This window comes from Streptomyces sp. Sge12, from assembly GCF_002080455.1.
Lineage (GTDB): Bacteria > Actinomycetota > Actinomycetes > Streptomycetales > Streptomycetaceae > Streptomyces.
The window spans coordinates 1,337,131-1,360,431 of record NZ_CP020555.1 but is presented as its reverse complement, the minus strand read 5'-3'; the positions used below and the strand labels follow the sequence as shown (position 1 = coordinate 1,360,431).

At 73.5% G+C, this 23,301-nt stretch carries 18 protein-coding genes; 7 read left to right on the top strand and 11 right to left on the bottom strand.

The genetic code is table 11. The annotated features are described in order from the left end of the window. Positions 1–5 precede the first annotated feature (5 nt). On the bottom strand, positions 6–662 hold the full coding sequence (locus B6R96_RS06100; RefSeq protein ID WP_053168581.1) for a TetR/AcrR family transcriptional regulator: 657 nt from the start codon (positions 660–662) through the stop codon (positions 6–8). A gap of 158 nt (positions 663–820) precedes the next feature. On the opposite strand from B6R96_RS06100, the gene B6R96_RS06095 reads away from it, so the two are divergent. The 4 genes from B6R96_RS06095 to B6R96_RS06080 all read left to right on the top strand — a co-directional run bounded on the left by B6R96_RS06095 (position 821) and on the right by B6R96_RS06080 (position 6,999). Continuing rightward, positions 821–1,984 carry an agmatine deiminase family protein gene (locus B6R96_RS06095; RefSeq protein WP_081521874.1) on the top strand — a complete coding sequence of 388 codons (1,164 nt, stop codon included), beginning with the start codon at positions 821–823 and terminating at the stop codon, positions 1,982–1,984. A gap of 183 nt (positions 1,985–2,167) precedes the next feature. Next, positions 2,168–3,985, top strand: coding sequence for an ABC transporter ATP-binding protein (locus tag B6R96_RS06090; protein WP_078626705.1), 1,818 nt, complete (start codon positions 2,168–2,170; stop codon positions 3,983–3,985). A 173-nt stretch (positions 3,986–4,158) separates the two neighbouring features. Then, positions 4,159–4,896 (top strand): carbonic anhydrase, encoded by a 738-nt coding sequence (locus B6R96_RS06085; RefSeq protein ID WP_081521873.1) that lies wholly within the window; start codon positions 4,159–4,161, stop codon positions 4,894–4,896. A gap of 141 nt (positions 4,897–5,037) precedes the next feature. Then, positions 5,038–6,999: a flavin monoamine oxidase family protein gene (locus B6R96_RS06080; RefSeq protein ID WP_081521872.1), complete on the top strand. Its 1,962-nt coding sequence runs from the start codon at positions 5,038–5,040 to the stop codon at positions 6,997–6,999. Positions 7,000–7,065: 66 nt separating this feature from the next. Here B6R96_RS06080 and B6R96_RS06075 read toward each other — a convergent pair whose 3' ends face one another. Beyond that, positions 7,066–9,012 (bottom strand): CASTOR/POLLUX-related putative ion channel, encoded by a 1,947-nt coding sequence (locus B6R96_RS06075; RefSeq protein ID WP_081521871.1) that lies wholly within the window; start codon positions 9,010–9,012, stop codon positions 7,066–7,068. 93 nt (positions 9,013–9,105) lie between these two features. After that, the gene (locus tag B6R96_RS06070) at positions 9,106–9,687 is read right to left on the bottom strand and encodes a hydrolase (protein WP_081521870.1); all 582 of its coding nucleotides are present in this window, start codon (positions 9,685–9,687) and stop codon (positions 9,106–9,108) included. 75 nt (positions 9,688–9,762) lie between these two features. Between B6R96_RS06070 and B6R96_RS06065 the strand changes: the two genes are divergently transcribed. Together B6R96_RS06065 and B6R96_RS06060 are read left to right on the top strand one after the other, a co-directional pair. Further along, complete coding sequence (locus tag B6R96_RS06065) at positions 9,763–10,323, top strand: DUF6434 domain-containing protein (protein ID WP_081521869.1); 561 nt, start codon at positions 9,763–9,765, stop codon at positions 10,321–10,323. Positions 10,324–10,454: 131 nt separating this feature from the next. Next, the gene (locus tag B6R96_RS06060) at positions 10,455–11,519 is read left to right on the top strand and encodes an enoyl-CoA hydratase/isomerase family protein (protein WP_053168588.1); all 1,065 of its coding nucleotides are present in this window, start codon (positions 10,455–10,457) and stop codon (positions 11,517–11,519) included. Between the two features lie 78 nt (positions 11,520–11,597). Here the strand turns inward: B6R96_RS06060 and B6R96_RS06055 are convergent, their stop codons facing one another. Then, on the bottom strand, positions 11,598–13,859 hold the full coding sequence (locus B6R96_RS06055; protein ID WP_053168589.1) for an ATP-binding cassette domain-containing protein: 2,262 nt from the start codon (positions 13,857–13,859) through the stop codon (positions 11,598–11,600). 109 nt (positions 13,860–13,968) lie between these two features. Here B6R96_RS06055 and B6R96_RS06050 point away from each other — a divergent pair, with 109 nt between their 5' ends. Beyond that, the gene (locus B6R96_RS06050; RefSeq protein WP_081521867.1) at positions 13,969–14,733 is read left to right on the top strand and encodes a TetR/AcrR family transcriptional regulator; all 765 of its coding nucleotides are present in this window, start codon (positions 13,969–13,971) and stop codon (positions 14,731–14,733) included. A gap of 67 nt (positions 14,734–14,800) precedes the next feature. Here the strand turns inward: B6R96_RS06050 and B6R96_RS06045 are convergent, their stop codons facing one another. From B6R96_RS06045 to B6R96_RS06015, 7 genes are all read right to left on the bottom strand, one after another. Next, the gene (locus B6R96_RS06045; RefSeq protein ID WP_081521866.1) at positions 14,801–15,724 is read right to left on the bottom strand and encodes an SDR family oxidoreductase; all 924 of its coding nucleotides are present in this window, start codon (positions 15,722–15,724) and stop codon (positions 14,801–14,803) included. A gap of 9 nt (positions 15,725–15,733) precedes the next feature. Then, entirely contained in the window at positions 15,734–17,014 is a 1,281-nt protein-coding gene (locus B6R96_RS06040) for an MFS transporter (protein ID WP_081521865.1), read from the bottom strand. Between the two features lie 20 nt (positions 17,015–17,034). Then, positions 17,035–18,321 carry an alkaline phosphatase family protein gene (locus B6R96_RS38750; protein ID WP_335755519.1) on the bottom strand — a complete coding sequence of 429 codons (1,287 nt, stop codon included), beginning with the start codon at positions 18,319–18,321 and terminating at the stop codon, positions 17,035–17,037. Between the two features lie 100 nt (positions 18,322–18,421). After that, positions 18,422–19,432 (bottom strand): galactokinase, encoded by a 1,011-nt coding sequence (locus B6R96_RS06030; RefSeq protein ID WP_237291346.1) that lies wholly within the window; start codon positions 19,430–19,432, stop codon positions 18,422–18,424. After that, a complete protein-coding gene (locus tag B6R96_RS06025) occupies positions 19,429–21,297 on the bottom strand; it encodes a class I SAM-dependent methyltransferase (RefSeq protein WP_081521863.1) in 1,869 nt (622 codons plus the stop codon). The genes B6R96_RS06030 and B6R96_RS06025 overlap by 4 nt, the downstream gene beginning before the upstream one ends. Continuing rightward, the gene (locus tag B6R96_RS06020) at positions 21,294–22,478 is read right to left on the bottom strand and encodes a glycosyltransferase (protein WP_443069884.1); all 1,185 of its coding nucleotides are present in this window, start codon (positions 22,476–22,478) and stop codon (positions 21,294–21,296) included. The genes B6R96_RS06025 and B6R96_RS06020 overlap by 4 nt, the downstream gene beginning before the upstream one ends. Continuing rightward, positions 22,475–23,296: an alpha/beta fold hydrolase gene (locus B6R96_RS06015; protein ID WP_081521862.1), complete on the bottom strand. Its 822-nt coding sequence runs from the start codon at positions 23,294–23,296 to the stop codon at positions 22,475–22,477. The genes B6R96_RS06020 and B6R96_RS06015 overlap by 4 nt, the downstream gene beginning before the upstream one ends. Positions 23,297–23,301: the final 5 nt, after the last annotated feature.

Below are 23,301 nucleotides of genomic sequence, written 5' to 3'. Positions count from 1 at the left end.
CGGGTTCAGGCCCCGGGCCGGCCGGAGCAGGCCCCGGCGGCGAGCGTACGGATCAACGTGCGCAGGACCGGCTCCGTACCGCCGTCGCCGCCGAGGGAGTCCATGGCCGCCAGTCCGTCGACGGCGGCGGCCACGGCCAGCCCCAGGGGGCGCGGGTCGAGGCCGCCGCCGCGCTCGTCGGCCAGGACCTGGAAGAGGGCGACGAAACAGGCGCGCCAGCGCCGGTACTCGACCTCCAGGCTCTCCCGGACCCGCGGGTCGTTGAGGGCCTGCCAGTGCAGGGCGGAATGGAGGTGGGAGAGCTCGGCGCCCTCGGGCCGGCCGAGCAGCTCGACGACGCGCTCGGTGCGCTCGGCGAACGAGCCGGGATCGGACACCGCCGCCTCCAGCGGAGCGATCCACTCGGGGCGGATGTCCTCGATGACCGCGAGGACGAGATCGGTCCGGTCCTGGAAGTGGTAGTGGCACATCCCGTGCGAAACACCGGACAGTGCCGCGACGTTGCGGGTGGTGAAGCCCTCGCTCAGCTCACCCGCGAGCAGGGTCCGTGCGGCGGCGATCAGCCGTGCCCGGGTCTGCTCGCCCTTCGCCGAGGCCCGTGGCCGGCCGGCCCGTACGGGGGGAGCGGGCCGGTCTCCGGAGTCCTTCGCGACAGCTGCCATGGCGTCACTCTAACCAGCCTTTCACGTGCGACCTGGGGCTTTGGGTGATCCACCGGAATCACCTCGTCCAAACTATTGACCGAGCGCTTGGCCAGTTTTAGCTTTCCGGTCAACCCCGCTGTCCCCGCGGGGAGTTGAGCCATCGGAGGAACCCCCACATGAACGATCACGCAGTGAACCGGCCCGCAGGCGAGGGTATGGGCATGGGCAGACGCAGGTTCCTCGCGGCGGCGGGACTCACCGCCGCCGCGGCCGCCCTGGCGGCGACCGAGGGGCGGGCCGGCGCCGCGGCCGCGATCCGCCCGGCGGCGGCGGGCGCCTTCCGTGTGCCGATCGAGGACGTCCGCCACACCCGTACCTGGATGGCCTGGCCGGACAGCACCTCCATCTGGGGCAACACGCTCGGCGGCGTCCAGCAGGACATCGCGCTCATCGCACGCACCATCGCCAAGTACGAGCCCGTCCTCCTCTGCGCCAACTCCGCCAGCGCCGCCAAGGCCCGCTCGATGTGCGGCCCCACCGTCACCGTCATCAGCACCATCCCCGTCGACGACTGCTGGATGCGCGACACGGGACCCGTCTTCCGCACCAACGGATCCGGCGGCCTGGACGCCGTCGGCCTCAACTTCAACGGCTGGGGCAAGAAGCAGGCCCACTCCCGGGACAACCTGGTCGCCGGACGGATCGCCTCCTATGTCGGGGTCCCCTTCACCTCCGCCGCCCTGGTGGGCGAGGGCGGTGCGATCGAACAGGACGGCGCCGGCACCCTGATGGCCACCCGCAGCAGCCTGGTGAACAAGAACCGCAACCCCAACAAGACCCAGGCGCAGATCGAGTCCGCGATGCTCGCCGCGTACGGCGCCTCCAAGGTCATCTGGTTCGACGGGGTGAAGGGCCAGGACATCACCGACGACCACGTCGACGCGACCTCGCGCTTCCTCGCCCCCGGCCGGGCCGCCGTCCAGATGCCCCTGGCCTCGGACAGCGACGTGTACGCCAAGGACGCGCGCCAGCAGTACCAGATCCTGTCGGCGTCCACCGCCGCCGACGGCACGCGCATGACGGTCGATCAGATCCAGGGCCCGGACTACAACCGGATCCGCTCCTCCAACCCGGACTTCCTCGCCTCCTACGCCAACTACTACCTGTGCAACGGCGCAGTCATCAGCGCCCACTTCGGCGACACCCGGGCCGACACCGCGGCCAGAGCCACCCTCGCCCGGCTCTACCCGGGCCGCACCGTCGAGCAGCTCAACATCGACCGGCTCGGCACCGGCGGCGGCGGGATCCACTGCGTCACCCAGCAGCAGCCCGTCCCGTAGCCGTCCCGCAGCCCGGCACAAGGACCACGGGCCGCTCCGGAGCGATCCGGAGCGGCCCGTGGTCCGGCGGGACGATCGGGGACGACATACCGCCATCCGGGAAAATCCTTGGACCCGGCGAACGCTGCCGCGGGAGACTTCGGTTCCTGCAAACCTCCCGCCACACGACAGCACAGGGTTGTAATGGGAACGCCTGGATCGGCCGAAGGTTCACCGGGCAGGGGCTCGGTACTCCTCGCACTTCGCTACTACGGACGGGAGTTGGCCCGCCTTCGCTGGCTGACCGCTCCCGCGATGCTGCTCCCGGCGCTGGGCAACATCGGCATCAACTACATCGCGCCGCTGATCGTCGCCAAGCTCGTCGGCCGCATCTCCGGCGGCGGCAGCACCACCGTCGACGCCATGCTGCCGTACGTCCTCGGCTTCGCCGGGGTGCTGCTGCTCGCGGAAGCGCTGTGGCGCGTCGGGCTGCACTGCCTCAACCGCCTCGACGCCCGCGGCATCGAGCACCTCTACGTGGTCGGCATGGACGAACTGTTCGCCAAGGACGCCGCGTTCTTCCACGACAACTTCGCCGGATCGCTGACCAAACGGGTGCTGAGCTTCGCCTCCCGCTTCGAGGAGTTCGTCGACACCCTGACCTTCTCGGTCATGGGCAGCTTCGTACCGCTGCTGTTCGCCTCCGTCGTGCTCTGGCAGTACGACCCGCTGCTCGTGGCCGGGTTGCTCGTCCTGATCGCCGTGACCGCGCTGGGCGTGGCGCCGCTGATCCGGCGCCGCCAGACCCTCGTCGCCCAGCGCGAGGAGGCCATCGCCCGGGTGTCGGGCCACGTCGCCGACAGCCTGATGAACATGGACACGGTCCGGGCGTTCGCCGCCGAGGAGCGCGAGGCCGCCGAACACCGGTCGCGCGTCGCGCAGTCGCGCCGGCTCACCCTGCGTTCCTGGGACTACGGCAACCTGCGCATCGACACGGTGGTCGCGCCGATGTCCGTACTGACCAACGCACTGGGACTGCTCCTCGCCGTCACGCTGGGCGGGGGCGAACACGGCGTGGAGGCGGTCATCGTCGCCTTCACCTACTACGCCAGCGCCACGCGGATCATGTTCGAGTTCAACCAGATCTACCGCCGCCTGGAGAGCTCGATGACGGAGGCCGGGCAGTTCACCGAACTGCTCCTGACGCCGCCGACCGTGGTCGACCCGGTCTCGCCCGAACCGCTGCGGCCCGGGCCCCGCGACGTCCGCTTCGAACGGGTCACCTTCGCCCACGGCGGCGGGAAGCCCCTCTTCGAGGGACTCGACCTCGACGTGCCCGGCGGGACGAAGATCGGCCTCGTCGGCCGCTCGGGTGGCGGCAAGACCACGCTCACCCGGCTGCTGATGCGGATGACGGACATCGAGGCCGGCCGGATCCTGATCGGCGGCCAGGACATCAGCCGACTGCGCCAGGCCGACCTGCGCAGCCTGATCGCCTACGTCCCGCAGGACCCGGCGATGTTCCACCGCACCCTGCGGGAGAACATCGCCTTCGCCCGCCCGGACGCCACCGAGGCCGAGATCCGCCGGGCGGCCGAGGCGGCGCACGTCACGGAGTTCACCGAGGCCCTGCCGGACGGCTTCGACACCATGGTCGGCGAGCGCGGCGTCAAGCTGTCCGGGGGGCAGCGCCAGCGCGTCGCGCTCGCCCGGGCGATCCTGCGCGACGCGCCGATCCTGCTGCTCGACGAGGCGACCAGCGCCCTCGACTCCGAGAGCGAGATCCTGGTCCAGGAGGCGCTGTGGCGGCTCATGGAGGGACGGACGGCCCTCGTGGTGGCCCACCGGCTGAGCACGGTCGCGAACATGGACCGGCTCGTCGTCCTCGACCGCGGACGCATCGTCGAGCACGGCACGCACCAGGAGCTGCTCGCCTCGGAGGGCGCCTACGCGAAGCTGTGGCAGCACCAGTCGGGGGGCTTTCTCGACGGCACCGCCGCCGCACACTCCGACGTCGGCTGAACGCGGCCCCGCGCCCTCCCCACGGGGGCCGGGGCCGCCGCCCGGCCCCGATCGGCGCACCCGGCGGCGAGGACGAACGCGTCCTCCTTCTCGCAGCGGGTGGCGGCGCCGCCGAGGGCCTCCCAGGAGCGGCACCCACTCTTCGCCAGGGGATATGCATAGTTTGTTCCGATATGAGCATCCATGCTGAAAGTCGCGGCGGCCCCGGGCGGCGCCGGCTGCTCCGGGTGGTACTGACCGGCACGGTGGCCCTGGCGGCCGGCCTGGTGGCCGGTTCCCCCCGCACCCCGGACGCCCCCGTCACCGGGGGGCCCGGACGCGTCCGGCCCGCCACCCCCCGCTCCGCGCTGGTGGAACTGGAGGCGGGGAACGCGCGCTGGCGGACCCTGCACGAGCGGCACCCCGACGAGACGCGGATCGTGCGGCAGACCCTCGTCGGCGGCCAGCACCCCTTCGCCGTCGTCCTCGGCTGCATCGACTCGCGCGTGCCCCCGGAGCTGGTCTTCGACCAGGGCCTCGGCGACCTGCTGACCGTACGGTCGGCGGGCGAGGTACTGGACGAGGCCGTGCTCGGGAGCATCGCCTACGGTGTCCTCGAACTGGGCATCCCGCTGGTCGTCGTCCTCGGGCACCAGTCGTGCGGGGCGGTCGCCGCGGCCGTCCGGGCCGCCGGGGGAGGGGCGCCGCTGCCCGGCCACATGCAGTACCTGGTCGACCAGATCCACCCGGCGATCGACCGCACTCTGCGCGGCGCCGCGCGGATCGACGCCGCGATCACCGCGAACGTACGGCTGGTGCGGGCGCGGCTGGCCGCGGAACCGGAGCTCGCGGCCAAGGTCGCCGCCGGAGAGCTGGCCATCGTCGGGGCCCGGTACGAACTGACGAGCCAGCGGGTGCGCCGGATCCACTGAACCGCCGCGGCCCGCACCGTCCGACGCAGGCGAATGCCCGTTCGTCAGTGTCGCGCGGCACGCACCGCACGTCCGGGTGATTGTTCCCCTTCCGGGCGGCTTTGGGTGATCAAGGCGCTTGGCGGCCGCGAGAGTTGATCCATGATCATTGAACCCGGTTCCGCACCCGACCACACGCCCGGCACCCCGGACGAAACGGCCCCGGCACCCGCCCGCCGCCCCTCCCGCCGCACCGTCATCGCCGGCGCGGCCGCCGTCGCGGGAGCCGGGGCCCTGTCGGTCGCCGCGGCGTCCGCCGGGACCCCGCAGGCGCCGTCCGGCTCCGCGCGCCCCGACTGGGAGACCTGCCTCACCATCGCCCGCGCCGTCCTCGTCCGGGACGAGGACGACGAGCCCCTGGTGCCCCGTTACTCCGACATCCTCCTGAAGCACGGCCTGCCCCGCTCCCGCACCCGCAAGAAGGTCCTGATCGTCGGCGCCGGACCCGCCGGGCTCACCGCCGCCCACCTGCTGCGCGAAGCCGGACACCGGGTCACCGTCATCGAGGCCAACGGCAATCGGGTGGGCGGCCGGATCAAGACCTTCCGGGCCGGCGGCCACGAGAAGTCCGCGGCCCCCTTCGCCGACCCCAAGCAGTACGCCGAGGCCGGCGCGATGCGCATCCCCGACAGCCACCCCCTGGTCACCGGGCTGATCGACAGTCTCGGGCTGAAGCGCAGGCGCTTCCACCTGGTCGACGTCGACGGGTCCGGTCGCCCCGCCTACCGTACGTGGATCTTCGTCAACGGGATCCGCGTCCGCCGCGCCGACTACGCGCGCAGCCCCCAGGCCCTCAACAAGTCCTTCGGGGTCCCCGCGGCCTACGAGGGCGTGCCGGCCGCGCAGATCGTCCGCAACGCCTTCGCCCCCGTGCGCAGGGAGATCGAGGGCAAGAAGGACAAGCAGCTCGTCGAGGGCTGGGCGCGCGTCATCCAGCGCTACGGCCACATGTCGATGTACCGCTATCTGACCGAGGAGGCGAAGCTCGACGAGCGGACGATCGACCTGATCGGAACCGTCGAGAACCTCACCTCGCGCCTGCACCTGGCCTTCGTGCACAGCTTCATCGGAGCCTCGCTGATCAGCCCGGACACCGCCTTCTTCGAACTGCCCGGCGGCACCGCCACCCTGGCCGACGCGCTCTACGCCCGCGTCGAGGACCTCGTACGGCTCGACCGCCGGGCCACCCGCATCACCCACGGGGAGGGCGAGGTCCGCATCGAGACCGTCTCCGAGGGCCGCGGCGGCAGCGCCGTGCAGCGCGAGACCTTCACCGGCGACACCGCGATCATCACCGTGCCCTTCTCCGGGCTGCGCCACATCCCGGTCGCGCCCGCGCTCTCGTACGGCAAGCGGCGCGCGATCACCGAGCTGCACTACGACGCCGCCACCAAGGTCCTGCTCGAATTCAGCCGCCGCTGGTGGGAGTTCGACGAGGCAGACTGGAAGCGCGAGCTGGAGGCGGTACAGCCCGGCCTGTACCGCAAGTACCAGCTCGGGCAGACCCCGGCGGACGGCACGCTGCTGGGCGCCCACTCCTCCGTCTCCGACCGCGGCATCTCCACCGCGCAGCGGGCCCACTACGCGGCCTGCCGCGGGGTCACCCGCGACCAGCCCGAGGCGGCCCACGTCATCGGCGGCGGCTCGGCCACCGACAACCCCAACCGCTTCATGTTCCAGCCCTCCTACCCCGTCGAGGGCAGCGCGGGCGGGGTCGTGCTCGCCTCCTACAGCTGGTCGGACGACGCCCTGAAGTGGGACTCCCTGGACGACGAGGAGCGCTACCCCCGGGCCCTCGCCGGGGTGCAGGAGGTGTTCGGGCAGCGGATCGAGGTGTTCTACACCGGCGTGGGGCGCACCCAGTCCTGGATGCGCGACCCGTACGCCTACGGCGAGGCCTCCGTGCTGCTGCCCGGCCAGCACACCGAGCTCTTCCCCCACGTCCGCAAGGCCGAGGGGAACCTGCACTTCGCCGGGTGCCACACCTCCATCAAGCCGGCGTGGATCGAGGGCGCCCTGGAATCCGCGGTACGCACCGCCCTCGAGGTCCACTCAACCCTCTGAACCCACGCGAACGCGACGACCGATCCGGTGATCGCGACCTTCCGGTGACCGGGACCGGTGGCCGCCTCAGCTCTCGGCGAGCACGATCAGCCAGTCGTGCTCGCCGAAGCGGACCCGCTGCCGCTTGTCCGGATTGAGCCGCACCCCGTACGCGGGGCCCGTGCCGGTCTCGGCGCGCAGCCGGTAGCCGACCGCGCACTCGCGGCGGCGGCGCGCCGACTCGACGAGGGTGGCGAAGGGCACCTCGCGGTCGGTGCGCACGTAGTCGGCGACCGGCTTGAGGTGCAGCTCGTTCCCCTCGGCCCGGAACAACTCGTCGAAGACCTTCGCGAGATGGCGGCTCTCCGAGATCTGGGTCATGAGCAGACTGATCAGTCGGCCGCTGACGATGAAGTCGGCGCCCTCCCGGCCCGGCGCGAGCAGCCGGTTGCCGTCGTCGGACATCTCCGTGGTGAGCGACAGCTCCCGCCCCGCCGCCTGCCCGATGGCCCGCAGGTGCAGCAGCGTGACCAGCGTCCGGTCGTCCGTCCGGGCCCCGGTCTCGAGGGCGAGGTCGATCGCGCGGGCGGGCGGCAGCGGCCCCGGGCAGACGGCCTCGTACTCCGTCTCCCCGATGACGATCACACTGTCGTACGAGGGCACGTCCAGCTTGGCCAGCAGCTGGGGATCGGTGATGTCCCCGCTGCGGAAGTCCACTTCGAGGCGGCTGCGCACTCCCGAGATGCCGGAGGTGCAGCGCATCGTCGTCTCGTCGCCGAGCGAGACCACGTCGAGGGTGGTCCCGGGGCTCACGAACCGGTCGAGCTGCTCCACGACGAGCGGAGCGCGCCGGTTCCAGCCGAGGAGGAGCAGCCGTTGGGCCGCGGGTTCCTCGGGGCGGGCCGTGACGATCGCGTCCTCCTCGACGAAGGGGGACGCGTCCTCCTGCACGGCCGTGTCGTCGTCCCGGGAGACGAGGACGATCAGGTCGTCCGCGCCGATCGCCGTGGCGGGGTCCGGGTTGAGCGAGACCTCGCCGTCGGGGTGCAGCAGGCCCACCACCGAGGACGTGGTGAACGCCAGCAGGGCCTCGCCGAAGGTGCGTCCGGCAAGGCCCCGGGCCGGGGCGGTGTAGAACTCGTCGCCGGCGAAGTCGAGCAGGTCCTGGTAGAGGAGCGACAGCCCGGGCTCGCGGGCGGTCTGGACGAGGAGCCGGGCGATGATGTCGTCGACGCACAGGACGTGCCCGCCGGGCCCGGCGGCCAGCCGGGCGGTGACGTGGTTGCGGGTGTCGCGGACGGCGGCGACCACCACCGCCCCACCGGGCTCGGGGTCCGCCGCGTCGAGGGCGAGCAGGGTCTTCACCACGTGGGCGTCGCCGGTCTCCCCCTCCGGGGGCAGCACGAGCACGGCCTTCGCGGTCCGCGGACTCACCCGGGCGAGCTCCAGGGGGTCGGTGGTGCGGCCGTTGCGGCAGATGATCCTCGTCGTGCCGGTGGCGGCGACGGAGGTGGCGAGCTCGTCCTCCATCTCCACCTTGTCCTTCGGGGCGAGGACGGCGACCACCGACCGGCGCTGGTTGGAATTCGCCGCCACCAGCTCCCCGACCACCGGGAAGATCTGGTCGGACCAGCCCAGTACGACGGTGTGCCCGGACTCCAGCACCGTGGAGTGGCCGAGGCGCAGCTCCATGATGCGTCCGTTGATGCCGGTGGTGATCAGGCCGACCAGCGTGGACACGAACAGCAGGGCGACCAGGGCGAGCGCCACGGAGGCCAGGACGTAGAGGGGCGAGCCCAGCGCGCCGCCGATCTTGAGCGTCTGCCCGACGCTGACCCACACGGCGGCGAGCCGGCCCGACAGGGTCGCCGGGGCGGCCCGGTCGGCCCAGACGAGCACGGTGCTCGCCGGGACCACGACGGCGAGGCAGGCCAGGGCGAACCAGCCGATGAGCGCGGTGGTCCCGCCCGCCACCAGATGGTCGAACCGGTAGCGAAGGCGCAGCCGTAGGGACGTGGTGTGCCGCTGCGCCATGAGAACTCCTTCACCTTCTCGCTGCTAACCCACGGGCGCCCGCCCGGTTACGGGTGAACGCCCCCGGCGTCCGGTTCCGGGTGGTGGAAGCGGTCAGGAGCTCAGGGCCGCGATGACCTCGGCCGTCGTGCTGACCTTGCCGATGCGCGGGAAGATCTTCCCGAAGGTGTGGGCGTGGGAGTCGGCGTCGATGTCGGCGGTGGCGTCCTCCGGGAAGACCAGGTCGTAGCTGAGCTCCCACGCCGTACGGGCCGTGGACTCGACGCCGACGCTGGTGGAGATCCCGCCCAGCACGATGCGGTGGATTCCGCGGCGGCGCAGCTGGAGATCGAGCTCGGTACCGGTGAAGGCGCCCCAGTGGCGCTTGGTGACGACCACGTCCCCGAGGGCGGCGAGCTCGGCGGGGATCTCGGAGAAGGCGGCGGGCGGCGCGGCGGCCGGGCCCGGGCGGTCCACGTTCGCGGTGGGCAGGTCGCCGCCGTCCGGGGACCACGCCACCTTGACCAGGACCACGGGCAGCCGGTGGGCGCGGAAGGCCTCGGCGAGCGCGATCCCCTGCGCGAGGACACCGGCGGAGGGCTTCGCGGTGGGCAGGCCGAGGATGCCCTTCTGGAGGTCGATCAGGACCAGGGCGGTGTCCTCGCCGAGGACGAGGCGGTTCGGTTCGGCAGTCATGGGTTCTCTCCTCGAAGGACGGTGGGGGCGTGCGGACCGGGGCCGGTGCCGCGGCAGGCCGCATAGAATACGAACGTGAGTACGAATGAGACGGGATCCCGGCCCGCCCCGACGGCTGCGCTGTCCGGGGCCGAGCTGCTGCGCTGGTACTGGACACTGGCCGAACTGACCGCGCTCGCGCGGGAGATGGGCCTGCCGGCCGGGGGTGGCAAGGCTGCCGTGACCGCGCGGCTCGCCGCCGCCCTCGACGGACTTCCCGCACCCGCCGCCCCGGCGGCCCCCGCGCCCCGCCGGGGCGGGCGACAGCTCGCCGCCCCCGTCACCGGAGCGACCGTGATCCCGCCGGGCCAGCGCTGCAGCCAGGTGCTGCGCGCGTACTTCCTACGGGAGATCGGACCCGGGTTCCACTTCGACGCCTTCATGCGCGACTACATCGCCCGGCACGCGGGGCACACCCTCGCGCAGGCCGTCGCCCATTGGCACGCCACCCGCGCGCAGGCGGCCGAACCCCAGGAGGTGGGTGCGCAGTTCGAGTTCAACCGGTTCCTGCGCGCCTGGCACGCCCGGCACCCCGACGGAGCCCGCTCCGAGGCCCTGGCCGCCTGGCGGGCGCACCGGTCCCGCCCGCGCGACTGAGCGTCGCGGGATCGGCGTCGGCCGCCGGCCAGTGGTCCGCCATCAGCGCGATCTTCCGCATGGCAACCCACCGTACGCCCCGGGAGTGCCCCGCGGCGGGAGCGGCACGGGACGCGGACATACTGGCCGGTGTGAAGACCGAAGAAGCGAAGGCCGAAGACGCGGACGCCGTGCTGTTCCACACCGACGGCCGGACCGGGGTGGTCACCCTCAACCGCCCCCGGGCCATCAACGCCCTCACCCACCCCATGGTGCTCCGCATCGACGAGACCCTCGCCGCATGGGCGGAGGATCCGGCCGTCCACCAGGTCCTGATCCGCGGCGCCGGTGAGCGCGGCCTGTGCGCGGGCGGGGACATCCGGGCCATCCACGACGACGCCAGGGCCGGGGGGAGGGCCTCCATGGACTTCTGGCGCGACGAGTACCGGCTCAACGCGCGCATCGCCCGCTACCCCAAGCCCTACGTCGCCCTCATGGACGGCATCACCATGGGCGGCGGCGTCGGCGTTTCCGCCCACGGCTCGGTCCGGATCGTCACCGAACGCTCCCGCGTCGCCATGCCCGAGACCGGCATCGGCTTCGTCCCGGACGTCGGCGGCACCCACCTGCTCGGCCGCGTGCCCGGCGGACTCGGCACCCATCTCGCCCTCACCGGCACCGCCGTGGGCGCGGCCGACGCGCTGCTGTGCGGGCTCGCCGACCACTTCGTACCGGCCGACCGGCTCCCCGAGCTGACCGCCGCACTCGCCGGCGCCCCCGCCCACGAGGTGCTGCCGCGCCACGCCGCCGTCCCTGCGCCCGGTGAACTCGCCGACCGGCGGGACTGGATCGACCACTGCTACGCGGCCGACACCGTCGAGGAGATCGTGGAACGGCTGCTCGGCCAGGGGGAACCCGCCGCGAAGGAGGCCGCCGAGGTGATCCTGGCCAAATCCCCGACCGCCCTCAAGGTCACCCTCGCCGCAGTGCGCCGGGCCGCCGCCCTCGGCACGCTGGAGCAGGTGCTGGCCCAGGAGTTCCGGGTCTCCTGCAACGCGCTGGCCTCGCCCGACCTCGTGGAGGGCATCCGGGCGCAGGTGGTCGACAAGGACCGCACCCCGCGCTGGTCCCCGCCGACCCTGGCCGGGGTGAGCGGCGCGGACGTGGAGCGCTTCTTCGCCCCGCTCGGGGAGGACCGCGAACTGCGCCTGCCCTGACCGGGGCCGCCCCCGGGAGACCTCGGCCGCGGCCGCGACCGCCGCCGAGGTCCTCCGCCGAGGTCCTCCGCCCCCGCGCTACCCGCCGACGTACTCCCGCAGGTGGCGGGCGGTGAGCGTGTCCGCCCCGGCCACCAGCTGCGCCGGCGTGCCCTCGAAGACGACCGCGCCGCCGGAGTGGCCGCCGCCGGGGCCGATGTCGACGATCCAGTCGGCGTGCGCCATCACCGCCTGGTGGTGCTCGATGACGATCACCGAGTTCCCGTCGTCGACGAGCCGGTCCAGCAGGGCCAGCAGCTTGTCCACGTCGGCCATGTGCAGGCCGGTCGTCGGCTCGTCCAGGATGTAGGTCGAGGACTTCTCGGCCATGCTGATGGCCAGCTTGAGCCGCTGCCGCTCACCGCCCGACAGGGTGTTGAGCGGCTGCCCCAGCCGCAGGTACGACAGGCCCACGTCGACCAGCCGCCCGAGGACGGCGCGCGCCTGGCCGGTGGGGAAGAACGCGTGCGCCTCCGTGACCGGCATGTTCAGCACCTCGCTGATGTTCTTGCCGCGCAGCCGGTACGTCAGCACCTCGGGCGTGAAGCGCCGGCCCTCGCACTCCTCGCAGACCGAGGCCACCGCGGCCATCATCGCCAGGTCCGTGTAGACCAGCCCGAGGCCGTTGCACTTCGGGCAGGCGCCCTCCGAGTTGGCGCTGAACAGGGCCGCCTTGACGCCGTTGGCCTTGGCGAAGGCCGTACGGATCGGCCCCAGCAGCCCGGTATAGGTGGCCGGATTGGAGCGCCGCGAGCCGCGGATCGGCGACTGGTCGGCGACCACCACCCCGTCCTGCCCGGCCAGGTACCCGTGGACCAGCGAGCTCTTGCCCGACCCGGCGACCCCGGTCACCACCGTCAGCACCCCCAGCGGCACCTCCACGCTGACGTCCTTCAGATTGTGCAGATCGGCGCCCTTGACCGACAGGTGGCCGCGCGGGGAGCGCACCGACTCCTTCAGCCGGGCCCGGTGTTCGAGGTGGCGGCCGGTGAGCGTGCCGGAGGTGCGCAGTCCCGCCACGTCCCCGGCGTAGCAGAGCCGTCCGCCGGCCGTGCCCGCGCCCGGGCCGAGGTCGACGACATGGTCGGCGATCGCGATGACCTCGGGCTTGTGCTCGACGACGAGCACCGTGTTGCCCTTGTCGCGCAGCCGCAGCAGGAGGTCGTTCATGCGCCGGATGTCGTGCGGGTGCAGGCCGGTGGTCGGCTCGTCGAAGACGTACGTGATGTCCGTGAGCGAGGACCCGAGGTGGCGCACCATCTTGACCCGCTGGGCCTCGCCGCCGGAGAGCGTGCCGGAGGGGCGGTCCAGGCTGAGGTAGCCCAGGCCGATCTCCACGAGGGAGTCGAGCAGGTCCCGCAGGTTGGCGAGCAGCGGGGCGACGCCCGGGTCGTCGATCCGGCGGACGAAGGCGGCCAGGTCGCTGATCTGCAGGGCCGAGCACTCGGCGATGTTCATCCCCTCGATGCGCGAGGAGAGCGCCGCCGCACCGAGCCGGGTGCCGCCGCAGGCGGGGCAGTCGGTGAAGACCACGGCGCGGTCGACGAAGGCCCGTATGTGGGCCTGCATCGATTCGCGGTCCTTGGACAGGTACGTCCGCTGGATCTTCGTGACCAGGCCCTCGTAGGTGAAGTTGTTGGAGCCGACCTTCACCTTCACCTGGCCCATGTGCAGGAAGTCGGCCCACTCCCGCTCGGTGAAGTCCTTCAGCTTCGTGTCGGGTGAGTAGAAGCCGGAGTTGGCCATGATCTGCCAGTACCAGGTGTCCACGGCGAAGCCCGGGACGGTGATCGCCCCCTCGTTGAGGGAGAGTTCGCGGTCCACCAGCTGGTCCACGTCGATGTCGGAGACCTGGCCGATGCCCTCGCAGTTCGGGCACATGCCGTCCGGGGAGTTGAAGCTGAAGGCGGTGGAGGAGCCGACGTGCGGGACGCCGAGGCGGGAGAAGATGATCCGCAGCATCGTGGAGGCGTCGGTCGCGGTACCGACCGTGGAGCGGGAGTTCGCGCCCATCCGCTCCTGGTCGACCACGATCGCGGCGCTCAGGTTGTGCAGCCCGTCCACGTCGGGCCGGCCCAGGCTCGGCATGAAGGACTGGACGAAGGCGGTGTACGTCTCGTTGATCATCCGCTGCGACTCGGCGGCGATGGTGCCGAAGACGAGGGAGGACTTGCCGGAGCCGGACACGCCCGTGAAGACGGTGAGCCGGCGCTTGGGGATGTCGAGGGAGATGTCCGTGAGGTTGTTCTCCCGCGCTCCGCGGACCTGGATGACCTGATGACTGTCGGCGGCGATCTGCACGGAACTCCTCGCGGTTGCGGTGTCGCGGTGGCGGCGTTTCGAGGTTACTTTATACATTGTATTCTGTACGGCGTAGTGAATTATGGGGCACGGGATCGGAGGACCGGACATGGTCAAGGACCGCAGTGGGGCGGGCGACCCCGCCCGCACGCTGGAACTGCTGTGGCGCACGCCCGGACAGCCGGATCGGACCGGGCGGCGCGGCCCGCGGCAGGGCCTCAGCGTGGACGCCGTCGTCGGGGCCGCGACCGAGCTCGCCGACGAGGCCGGACTGCCCGCGCTCACCATGCGCGCCCTCGCTCAGCGCCTGGGCGTGACCCCGATGACTCTCTACACGTACGTCCCCGGCAAGGCCGAACTCCTCGACCTCATGCTGGACGAGGCGTACGGGCGCATGGAACGCCCGGCGCCGGGCGCGGCGGACTCCTGGCGGACCCGGGTCGCCCGCGTGGCCGAGGACAACCGCGACCTGCTCACCCGCCACCCCTGGATCGCGGACCTACCGGTCACCCGCCCGCCGCTGGGCCCCGGGGTCATCGGGAAGTACGAGTACGAACTGGCCGCCTTCGAGGGCATCGGCCTCACCGACATCCAGATGGACGCGGCCCTGACCCACCTCCTCGGCTTCGTCCACGCGAACGCCCTGGCCGCGGCCGACGACGCCGCGCACAACAGCCGCCAGAGCCAGGACGAGTGGTGGGCCGTCAGCGCCCCGCTGCTGGAGCAGGCCCTGGACCCGGAGCGCTACCCGCTGGCGGGCCGCGTCGGCAGCGCCGTCGGCGGCTACCACCCGCAGACGCTCTGGGCCTTCGGCCTCCAGTGCGTCCTGGACGGCCTGGCCCACCTGATCGACTCCCGCCGCCCGGCAGGGTGATCCGCCGTCCCGGCCCTCCCCCCAGGAGCGAGTGCGCCCCGCAGGGTCTGCCGTTCGCCCGGACCCTTCAGCGGTAGCCGGTGGTGTCGGCGGGGCGGCCCGGGTCCTGCACCTCGACCATGTAGCGCCAGCAGTCCGGGCGGCTGCCGTCCAGGTCCGTGAAGCCGTACACCTGCGCGAGCTGCCCGCTGGAGAGGGACCGGCCGTTCCACCGCGCCACCTCCGGGTCCGCGGCGAGCGCCGCGACCGCCCGGCCCACGTACGAGGGGGTCTCGGAGATGGCGAAATGCGGGACCTTGGTCAGCGCGTTACGCCAGTTCGCCTCGGTCACACCGAAGTTGTCCAGCATCATCTCCGAACGCAGCCAGCCCGGGGTCAGCGCCACCGCCGTCGCCCCTCGCGTCCCCAGCTCGTGACCCAGCGCGAACGCCATGCGCAGGACCGAGGACTTGGCGATGTCGTAGAAGAAGGACACCCGGTAGTTGGACGCGTTGTACTCGGCGGTGCCGTCCGTCATCTCCACCACCAGCCCGCCCGGCTCGCGCAGCAGCAACGGCACCGCGAAATGACTGGTGACCGCGTGGGTCTCCACCGCCAGCCGCAGCAGCCGCAGCCCGTTGTCGAGGTCGTGCTCCCAGACCGTGCTGTCCCACTCGAAGAGCAGCTCCCCGCCCCAGATGTCGTTGACCAGGACGTCCAGCCGGCCCTGCTCGGCGTCGATCCGCCCGACCAGTGCCTCTACCTCCGCGGGCACCAGATGGTCGGCGACCACCGGGACACCCCGGCCGCCCGCCGCCGTGACCAGCTCGGCGGTCTCCTCGATCGTCTCGGGCCGGCCGTACTCCGAACGGCTGCCCCGGGTGCTGCGCCCCGACACGTACACGGTCGCGCCCTGCGCGCCCAGTTGGACCGCGATGCCGCGGCCCGCGCCGCGCGTCGCCCCGGCCACGAGGGCCACCCTGCCCTCAAGAGTTCGCTGTGTTTCCGGCATGCCCCGACCCTACGACGCCCGCTCCGCGCGGGCCCCTCCTAACACGGCGACCACCGTCAGGGACAGCAGCAGCCCGGCCGCCGCCAGGCCCAGCGCAGCGCCCGGCCCCCACAGCGTCCAGGCCGACCCGAACATCAGGGAACCCGCGAACCGGGCCAGCGCCTGCGCGGTCTGGAGCACCGCGAGCCCGGTGGTGCGCAGCCCGGCGGGCAGCAGCGGCCCGGCGGCGGCCATCAGCACCCCGTCGGTGGCGGCGTAGAACAGGCCGAGCATCGCGAGCACGCCCACGACCAGCAGCGCCCCGCCCGCAGCCGGGACCGGGGCGAGGAGCAGCAGGCAGGCCCCGAGCAGCAGGACGTGCCCGCCGAGGAAGACCCGGCTGCGGCCCACCCGGTCGGCGAGCCGCCCCACGGGCAGCGCGGCCAGCAGGAACACGGCGGCCGTACCGACGGGCAGCAGCGGGAAGAAGGCGGCCGACAGGTCGAGCCGGCGCTGGAGCAGCAGGTAGAGGAAGGCGTCGCCGACGGTGAACAGGCCGAGCAGCGCGGCGGTCAGGCAGAGCCGCCGCAGGCCGGGCAGGCGCAGCAGGGTGCGTACGGGCGGCAGCGGCGGTCGGGCGCGTGTCGGCGCGGAAGCGAGAGGGGGAGCGGGAGGGGGAGCGGGGGCCTCGCGGACGAAGAGCGCGAGCAGCACCACCCCCAGGACGGCGACGCAGCAGCTGACGGTGAACACCGCCTCGTACCCGTCCACCGCCACCCACAGGATCCCGAACGCAGCCAGCGGCCCCAGCAGGGCGCCCGCCGTGTCCAGCGCGCGGTGCACCCCGAAGGCGCGGCCCTGCTCCCCGGGCGGCACGGACAGCGAGATCAGCGCATCGCGCGGCGCGGTCCGCAGGCCCTTGCCCGTCCGGTCGGCGGCGAGCACCGCCGCCACCGACCACGGGGTGGTGGCGAGGAGCAGGGCCGCCTTGCACACGGCCGACAGCGCGTAGCCGGTGCCCGCGACCAGCTTGTGGCGCCGGGTGCGGTCGGCGATCCGGCCGCCGGCGAGGCGGAGCACCGCGGTGGCGCCCTGGTGCAGACCGTCCAGGGCGCCGAACGCGAGCGGGGACATGCCGAGTCCGGCCATCAGGTACAACGGCAGGACGGCGGTGACCATCTCCGCGGAGACGTCCGTGACCAGGCTGACCAGACCGAGCACGAACACCGTGCCGGGGACGGCCCGCAGGGGGCCCTTCGGGGCCGGGGTGTCCCCGGCGATGTCCGAGGCCCGGGTGGTCGACAGGTACACGGATGCCTCCGGGGCCGGATCTAGAACCAGTTGACGGTGAGCGGGAACGCGGCGGTGACGGTGGTGCCCGCGGAGTCGGTGGCGGTCGCGGTGATCTGGACGGTGCCGCTGCCCCACGGCTTGCCGCCGATCCGGCCGGAACCGGCGTCCACGCTCAGGCCCCAGGGCAGGCCGGTGGCCGCGTACCGGACCGGCGGTCTGCCGCCGGTGGCACTGAGCTGCACGGTGCAGGACTGGTTGAACTTGCAGGTCTGCGGGCCGGGATTGGCCAGTTGCAGACCGCCCGCGGTCGGCGTGGGAGTCGGAGTCGGGGTGGGTGTGGGTGTGGGTGTGGGTGTGGGTGTCGGGGTGGGTGTCGGGGTGGGCGTCGGGTTCGACGAGGTGTCGAACACCTCGCCGATCGGCTGGACGTTGGCCGCGTTGCCCGCGTGCGTCGCCGTGCCGAAGAGGTCCTCGAAGGTCCTCAGCAGGTGGTGGTGGTTGAAGGCCGTGGCGTACTTGCCCGTCTTGACCTTCGCCCCGTAGAAGACGGTGGCGATCTGGTTCGAGCCCAGGTAGTTGTCCTCGTCCCAGGTCAGCACCAGCAGACTGTTGTTGGCCTTCGCCCACTGCGCGTACGCGTCGATGTTGTTGCGCGTCCAGGTGTCCCCCGTGCCGACGGAGCACGAGTGCATGTCGTTGCACTGGTTGGGGACCACGAAGGAGAGGTTCGGCAGCGCCGCGAAGTTGTTCTGCGGGAACTGCGCCCAGGTCTTACCGGTGTTCAGCGGCACGTTCTTGAAGGCGAACCACGGGTTGTGCTTCTGCGCGTACTGGCCGTTCGTGCAGGCCGTGGACCCCTCGCCCGGCAGGTCCTCGTTGTACGTCGCGAAGCTCTTGCCGGCCGCGATCAGCTCCTGGCCGAGGTTGGGCGCCGTCATCGACTGCGGGGTGTAACAGCCGTCGCCCGTGATGCCCTGGGTGGCACCGGAGAAGAGGTTGAAGTAGTTCGGCTGGCTGGGGTGGGTCAGCGCCTTCATTCCGGTCAGGCTCGCGCCGCCGTTCGCCAGCTGGTTGATGTACGGGGCGTTCGCGCTGCCGATGATCTCCCCGTACTGCTTGTTCTCGTACACGACGACCACCACGTGGTCGTAGGTCGGCAGCGCGGCGGCGGCTGCCGCGGCGGGCACCGAACGGGTCTCGGCCGCCTCGGAGTTGGCCACGGTGAAGGCGCCCAACAGGCCGAGCGCGCCGAGCCCGGCCACGAGCGCCGGCCACAGGGTCCCGCGTCTGTCGCGGGCCGTCATTGCGGGTGGTGGGGTGGGCATGGGTGTGCTCCTCCTGGACGTCATGTCATGTCGCGTTGTCGGTGTCGTGTCGTTGTCGTGTCGTCGTGCCGTGCAGCCGGGGTCCGGCCCCGGGACGGGGTCACTCCTCGCGCCGCGCCGCACCGGCCACGGTGATGTTCAGGAACCGCGGTACGGGCCGTCCTCGGTCGCGGAAGTCCTCCGCGACCGCCGCCCGCACCGCCGCGAGCCGCCCCTCGGGCAGCAGCACCAGCACGCTCCGCCCCGGGCGCGGCCCCGGCGGCCAGGCGCTCAGCGCCCCCGCCCGGCGTGCGCAGGCCACCGCGCGCGCCAGCTCCCGGGGCCGGTCCGCGGCCTCCCCGCGTACGGCGACCAGCACCAGCCGCGCGCCCGAGCCCGCCGGGTCGAAGGCCACGTACCGCTGCCGCCTACGGGGCTCCGCGCTCAGCAGCAGCGCCCGGCCCGACCGGGCGAAGAGCACGGCCCGCCGCAGCCCGTCGTCCCCGTCCGGCAGGGCTCCGGCGAGCAGCCGGGCCAGCAGCTCGCGGTCCGGCCGCTCGCCCGCCCCCGTGTGCACGTCGGCCACCGCCAGCGCCACCGCGCACTCGGCGGGTTCCGCCGTGGCCAGTCCGGCGGCTCCCGTGAGCGAGCCCTGTACGTGCAGGTCCGTCCCGCCGAGGCCGTACCCGTCCCGGGCCAGCGCCCGCAGCACGGCGTACGGCCCGGCGGCCCAGGCGGGTGCGGCGGGCGGCGGCCCCGACAGGGTCAGCGGCAGATCGCAGCTGTCCGCGGGATGGCCGAGGGAGCTGAGCCGCACCAGGCCATCGGTGCGCGGGGCGGCCGCGGCGGCCGTGGGCCAGCCCGCCGCCGCGACCAGGCCGGGGGAGCCCAGGTGGAAGGCGTACGGGGCGCTCCACACGGCGGCCGGGGGCCGCCCGTGCGCCGCCTCCAGGGCATAGGCGACGAGCCGGTACAGCGGATCGGCCGTCGCCCGCCGGGCCAGATCGCCCCCGGCGCGGTCGGCGGTCGCGGTGGCACCGGCCACCGCAGCGTCCCGGCGGGCCGCCGAAGGGGGGTCGTCGGCGCGGTGCTCCCCGACGGGCGGACCGACGCGGCCGGTCGAGCCCGTCACGGGACGTCCTTGCGGGCCAGCATCCGGTAGGCGTTGCCGCCGTCGGTGCGCCGGGCCGCGGCCGTGCGCAGCGTGTCGAGCGCCACCGCGGCGGCGAAGCACGGCAGCGAGGCCACCCGTACCGCGTGGGCCAGCAGCCGGGTGCGCGGTGTGGGGCCCGGGCCCCACGGCCGGTCCGGGTCCGGGGACACCCGCGCCGCCGCGAAGGCCACCGCGCCGAAGAAGTCGTTGCCCTGGTGGGCGGCCCCGTGCTCCTCGGCGACGACGGTGAACCCGCGGTCGGCCAGCGCCTCGCGCAGATTGGCGGCGGGCATCAGGTGCTGGTGCTGCGGCTGGAACCAGGGCAGCCAGAACGGACCCAGGAGCCGGGCCATGCGGGTCTCCGGATCGGGCAGCTCGATGGCCAGGAACCCGCCGGGGGTGAGCACGGTGGCCGCCGCGTCCAGTTCGGCGAGCGGCTCGCGGGTGTGCTCCAGGTAGTGGTACATGCTGACCACCTCGTACTGGCCGGCCAGCTTCGAGGCGAACTCCGGGAACTGGCCCAGGTATCCGGTCTCCACCCAGCCGCGGCGCTCGGCCTCGCGCACCCCCTCGCCCATGTCCAGCCCGTCGAACCGGGTCCGCGGCCAGACGTCCCGCGCCGCATTGCAGAAGTGGCCGTGCCCGGTGCCGACATCGAGCCAGGACGCCGGGTCGGCGTGCGGGAGGAGCATCTCGGCGCGCCCCCGGTAGGAGGCGCCCTGCGTGCCGAAGACGGTGCCCGTCCCCTCGCCGCCGCGCCCGTCGTAGAAGTCGCGGTAGTAGAACTCCAGCCCCGCCGGCGTCAGCCGGGGGTTCTGGAAGACGTGCCCGCAGTCCCCGCACTGCTCCAGCGTGAAGCGGCCCGGCTTGCCCTGGAGCTGGTCGGGCATGCGGACCCGGACGGTGAGCCGGTGACCGCCGCACCACGGGCAGTCCGTGCGGCGCGGTTCGAGGAAACGCTCCGGGCCCGCCGCGAGGTCCTCCTGGTAGGAGGCGGCCCGCGCGGCGTCGGAGGCGGTGTCCGGTGCCCCGTCCCGGCGGGCCGCCGCGGCCGTACGCAGGCCCGAGACGAGGGCGCGCAGCGGCCGGGCCGCCGTGGCCCGGCCCAGTCCGGCCGGCCGCAGCGGGGAGCCCGGCCCGCCGAGGGCCAGGTACGGCTGGAGCCAGTACAGTCCGGCCGCGGCGGCGCCCCACCGGCCCTGGCGTACGGCGACCCCCGCGAGCAGGGCCAGCCCGCCGAGCTGCGCGGCGGCCAGCGCCGCCGGCGGCAGCCCCTGGGCCCGCAACTCGGCGGCCCGCGCCGGCCCGCCGGGATCCCCGGCCCCGCCGCAGCTCAGGCCGGGGGCGATGGCCAGCCCCGTGGCGTCGGCGGCGTACTCCTTCAACCGCCGGGTCAGCGCCAGCAGTTCCGCCGTGTCCGGGCGCGGCCCGGCCGGATCCACCCCGGCCCGGGCCAGCACCTCCTCGGTGACGAGCACGGCGAATCCGGCTCCGCGCCCTACGGCGAGCCGGTCCTGCCGGTACCGGGCCGGATCGACCAGGCGCAGCAGCCCCAGGGCCCGCTCGGCGGGCAGGTCCGCGGGGAGCAGGTCCAGCACCCGCAGCCCCTCCGCCTCGGCGTGCGCGCAGGCGGCGAGGAAGGTGGGCGCATCCGGTTCGACGCCCCGGGCGGTGATCAGCCGCCACCCGGCGGCGCGCGGCACTCCGGCCGCCGCGCCGGGCGGGGTCACCGGCAGCATCGGGATCGCCCGCAGCCGGCGCCCGGCACGTACGGTGCCCGCGGCGAGGACGGCAAGCAATACGGCGGCGGTCCGGGGGACCCGGGGGAGCGGGGGTGGCGTCATAGCAGTTTCTCCAACCGGTCGGCCGCGGCGGCGGCTCCGCCCGCCGCGGCGAATGAGGCCTGGATCCGCCGGGCGGCCCGGCGCGGGCCGGGGTCGTCCAGCACGGCCGTGAGCGCGTCGCGCAGTTCCTCGGCCCGGGTCCTGCCGAACCGCACCCGGACGCCCGCTCCGGCCTCGACGACCTGCCGGGCCACGATCGGCTGGTCGTCCCGGATCGGGGCGACTACCAGCGGCAGCCCGTGCGCGAGGGCCTCGCAGACGGTGTTGTGGCCCGCGTGGCAGACCACCGCGTCCAGATGGGGCAGCAGCTCCAGCTGGGGGACGCTCTCCTGGAGCAGAAGGTGGTCCGGCGCGTCCCCGATCAGGGTGGAGGGCGCCACGAGGACGAACTGGACCTCTGCGGCGAGTCGTTCGGCGGCACCCAGCACGGCCCCGTAGAAGCGGGCTCCGGCCGCCTGGTTGAGCGTGCCCAGGGACACCAGCACGCGCCGGCGCGCCGGATCCAGCCGCTGCCACGGGAACCCGGGCGTGGCCGGCCGGGCCCCGAAGGCCGGGCCGACGAAGGCGTGGTGCGGCGGGAAGTCCGCGCCCGCTCCCACGAGTTCGGGAGTGGAGAAGACCAGCACCAGCCGCTCCGAGAACCGGGGGTCCCAGTGCGCCCCGGCCCCCGATCCGCCACCCGGTCCCGCGCCGAACTCCGCGAGCAGGCCCGAGATCTGCCCGGCCACCCACTCCCCGACCTTCGGGAAGTCCGCGAAGGGCCGGGTCAGCTCGGCCGAGGTACTGGCGGACGTCACCCACGACACGCCGAGCCGCCGGGCGACCAGCGCTCCGGCCAGGGCCTGCTGGTCCGCGACCAGCACGTCCGGCCCGAAGGCGTGCACGGCCCGGGTCACCCCCGGCACCATCGCCCGGGCCAGCGGCACCAACGCCTCCTCCCACAGGAACCGCAGGGCGCCGACCCCGCGCAGATCGCGCCAGCGGTCGTGCAGCTCCGCGTACCCGCCGCCGAGCTCCTCCCCGGCGGGCAGGATCCGGGCCTGCGGCGGCAGCAGCCGGGCCAGCGCCGCGGCCGGACCCGTCCAGGCGACCTCGTGCCCCCGGGCGGCCAGTTCGGCCCCGACGGCCACGGTCGGATTGACGTGCCCCGCCAGCGGCGGCACGGTGAACAGCACCTTCACGGGACCAGAGCTCCCACCCGCGCCCGCGCGGCCGTCGCGTCGAGGTGGGCGAGCACGGTCTCCCGCAGGACCCCGCTGCTCTCCTTCAGGACGTCGTGCCCCAGGCCCGGCAGGATCCGCAGCGCACCGTGCGGCGCGTGCCCCGCCAATTCGCGGCCGCCCGGCAGCAGTTCGGAGTGCTCGCCGCAGACGATCAGGACCGGGCAGCGCAGCCGGGCGTAGTCCACCGCGGTGAAGGTGCGGCTCGCGGCGATGTCGTCGATGAGCGTCGTGCGGTTGAGGAGGGCGTCGGCGATGGCCGTGAGGTTGGCGGCCTTGCGCAGCCGCAGGGTGAGCAGCTCGGTGGGGACCGTGCTGTCCTCCAGGCTGAGTGCGGCGGCCGACAGGGTGTCCACCATGTTCTCCACCCAGGCTCCACCGAGCGGCGGTTCCAGCAGGGTGAGCCCGGTGACCAGGTCGGGCCGGGCCAGCGCCGCGTGCAGGGCGAGGGTGCCGCCGTAGCTGTTGCCGACCAGGTGGACCGGGCGCCGCCCGAGGTCCAGTGCGCCGAGCAGGGCGAAGAGGTCCCGTACGGCGCTGCGATGGTCGTACCCGGACCCGGGGCGCTCGGTGCGGCCGTGGCCGCGCAGGTCGTAGAGGACGGCCTCGTGGCCGGACCGGGCCACCGGCACGGCCAGGGGGCAGTAGAAGGAGGAGAGGTTGTCGACGACCAGCCCGTGCAGGAACACCACGACGGGCCGGTCGGGGGCGTCGGCGCCGGCGGTGGCCGGGAGCCGCTGGACGTGGAAGCGCAGGGAGCCCGCGCGGACGAAGGCCACGGCGG